The following is a 216-nucleotide window of genomic DNA, read 5'->3' as shown; positions in this document are numbered from 1 at the left end:
CCTCCAAGGTAAAGACTATGGATGGGATGTTTTCAGGTGCCACCGCCTTTAACCAACCCATCGGTGACTGGGATACCTCCGAAGTAGGTTCGTGGTATTTTGCAGGAATGGCCGGCATGTTTAAAGGAGCTATCAGCTTTAACCAACCCATCGGGAACTGGGATACCTCCAAGGTATGGGGTATGGAGGCGATGTTTGAAGGTGCACGAGTAGTGT

General features: G+C 50.5%; 1 protein-coding gene. It reads left to right on the top strand.

The annotated features are described in order from the left end of the window. Positions 1–17 precede the first annotated feature (17 nt). On the top strand, positions 18–216 hold a 199-nt coding region (locus RH40_RS19840), incomplete at its 3' end, for a BspA family leucine-rich repeat surface protein (RefSeq protein ID WP_338131540.1).

Origin of the sequence: Vibrio caribbeanicus ATCC BAA-2122 (assembly GCF_000165125.1) — a bacterium.
GTDB classification, from domain to species: Bacteria; Pseudomonadota; Gammaproteobacteria; order Enterobacterales; family Vibrionaceae; genus Vibrio; species Vibrio caribbeanicus.
This window is presented reverse-complemented; position numbering and strand designations above follow the sequence as displayed.